The organism is Serratia sp. CC22-02, assembly GCF_900182895.1.
GTDB lineage: Bacteria > Pseudomonadota > Gammaproteobacteria > Enterobacterales > Enterobacteriaceae > Serratia > Serratia nevei.
In genome coordinates, this window is the sequence record NZ_FXUD01000026.1 from 1 (window position 1) to 2352 (window position 2352).

Here is a 2352-nt window from a genome sequence, read left to right on the forward strand (position 1 = left end):
ATGTGGGCCAGCACCAGTGAGTTGAGGTTGTCAGAATCGATGGCATTGTCGACCACCGCCGGGCGGCGAGTGTTTGGCGGCACAATGACGGCATCACCAGATGTACGAGCTGAGGAAGGGATTTCCGCGGATACAGTTGCCTCTCTTCCTGGCAGGCTCTGTGACCACTGACTGAAAGCGTTATTGCCGTTCCCTGGTTCGTGTTCCCCTGCAGCTGGTGCCTGCCCAAAGGTGCCAGCTAACTGCATGTTTCCCGGTCGCCAGCGATCATTGAGTAGCTTCAGATAGCTTTTTAACGCTGCTTTTTGATCCTCTTGGATGGCTCCGCCAGACTGCGGAACTGAGGTAGTGTCGGTTTCCGCGGTTGTTTTAAGGGCTACCGGCGGAGGCGGCTCATTTGGTGTTTCGATTTGCACATCACTCATGCGCAATGAAGCGATAAAACTACCATCGCTGGCAGCTGCCGCTTCTGAACCAATACGGTTACCCGTTTTGATCAACTGCTGATATTGCGCAGTTTCCTGAGAGGTAACCGGCGCGCTATTGGCCAGGTTGTTAATAGCGTATTGCGATGGGGTCGGCGCCGGTTGGTGCAAATAGCCCCAGCCCACAAATAACAGCGCGAGCAGGCCGATACCTCCGGATAACAGCAGGAGCAGGCTTTTTTTGCCGTCACTCGCCGCATCTTTTTCGATGGCCATAGGGTTACTCCAGATTGATGGTCAGTGGTGTATTGCGGCCCTGCACAGAGAACACCACCTCCGGAGTGAGCGGCAGTTTCCACACATGGGTGCCGTCAGCCGCGGAAGAGGTTTCAACAAATGCATCGCGTAATTCGCTTCGTGAGCGGATATAGAGGTCGTCTCCCATCTGCCAAACGGCAGTCAACGGAACTCCACCGCCAGTTTTGAGATGACGGGCGCCATCGGGCGGGACGCCGTCCAGAAACGCCTGCAGCGTAGGATTATCGAGGCTGATTTTCTCGCGTGCGATCGGCAGGGCTTTTGCCGATGGTCCGCGAAGAGGGATCCTCAGGTTTAGACTGCTGTCGGTGATCTGGGCCCTGCCGGCGTTGTCCGGTTCGCCACTGGTCAGTGCTATGACGACGGGAACCGGTAATCCCTTCAGGTAGACCGTTACGCTGCCGGTGTCGTAAGCGCGCCGGGCCTGAACGGACATAGCTGGGCTGTCGGGAATGTAATTCACTTCAAAACCAGCGTTGTTGCCATTAAGAGGTGGTGCTGCAATCGGCCACGGCGCCCCGGTTTCGTCTGTAAACGAAACAGAGCTCGGGAAATTCGGTAGGGCGCGGAGCATCGGCAATGAGGCACCTGGCGACAGGTTGACTGTCAGAGAGCTAACCCGTGGTACCGCTGTTACCGGTGAACGGCTTTCACTGCGTTGAAGTTGGTCAAAAGTATTACGTAGGCTGTCCACCTCGCGTGGTGAGAGCGGCGCCATTTGCTTTTGGGCATAATCCAGCGCCGGCAAAGGCAGCGGTGGCGAGCCATCCTCCGGTAAGGACGTTGTTGGCTCAGGTGTTGTTGTTACGGGGACATGTTGCGGGGCATTGACAGGTGCCTCGCTCAACGTTTGTGCCGGTTTCCAGGCGGGGGCAGGCGCAACTTCGGTTGTAGCCGCGCCTGCTGCTTGCGCCAGGGTCAGCAGAAGCAAACCGGTCAGAGGGGTTTTCATGTTATTTAGCCTCGAAAGTAATGAGCTGGGACACTTCCATGCCGGTGTGTTTAAGACGGGGGTCGGTACGCTGGATAAGCAGTGACATCACAAATGACTGTTCGGGCAACGATGTCACTTGGCCGGTGAGCTTGAGTTTTATCGGATATTGGATCTTCCAGGCATAAATGCCGTTCTCGAGCGTTCCTTTGCTAACCACTACGCCGGGGGAGGTCATAATCGACATGTTCATCTTTTTGTCTTTCACTGCAGTCAAAACGTTGGAGGTGGTCAGGGCGGTGTAATAACTGCGGAATCCATCGTCTGAGAAACGTGCCTGTAGCGCATTCATCTGGCTGCGATAATGCACAAAATCGAGCGTAAATGCCTCACGCAATACCTGTGCGCCAAAGTCGGTCACGTTGATATCGCTATAGGCCGGTTGATCAGTGGGATAAAGCGGCGTGATCTGCCCATCCTGTGTGGCGAAATACTTCACTGGAGGGTGTAAGGCGACATACGCCAGTATGGCGATAATAAACGCACATACGACGAGAGTGACGCTTTGCCACAAGTTAACCGCCAGAGAACGACGGGCAAAATCGGCGTTGAGCTGACTGGCAATATGCTGCGCCACGGCAGCTGCGTAGGGCGTTTCACCTGCAGAAGCAGGCGGGG

General features: G+C 55.6%; 2 protein-coding genes and 1 pseudogene. All 3 read right to left on the reverse strand.

The genetic code is table 11. From position 1 onward, the window contains the following. Positions 1-701: pseudogene (locus QOL81_RS25705) on the reverse strand (hypothetical protein); the annotation flags it as partial. Positions 702-705: 4 nt separating this feature from the next. After that, entirely contained in the window at positions 706-1695 is a 990-nt protein-coding gene (locus QOL81_RS25710) for a DotH/IcmK family type IV secretion protein (RefSeq protein WP_128884981.1), read from the reverse strand. Between the two features lies 1 nt (position 1696). Then, the coding region (locus tag QOL81_RS25715; RefSeq protein ID WP_349361525.1) for a DotI/IcmL/TraM family protein at positions 1697-2352 on the reverse strand (656 nt) is incomplete at its 5' end.

What these genes read in the sequence shown, in the direction of transcription:
- QOL81_RS25710 (WP_128884981.1), bottom strand. Translation starts at nt 1,695, where the DNA reads ATGAAAACCCCTCTGACCGGTTTGCTTCTGCTGACCCTGGCGCAAGCA.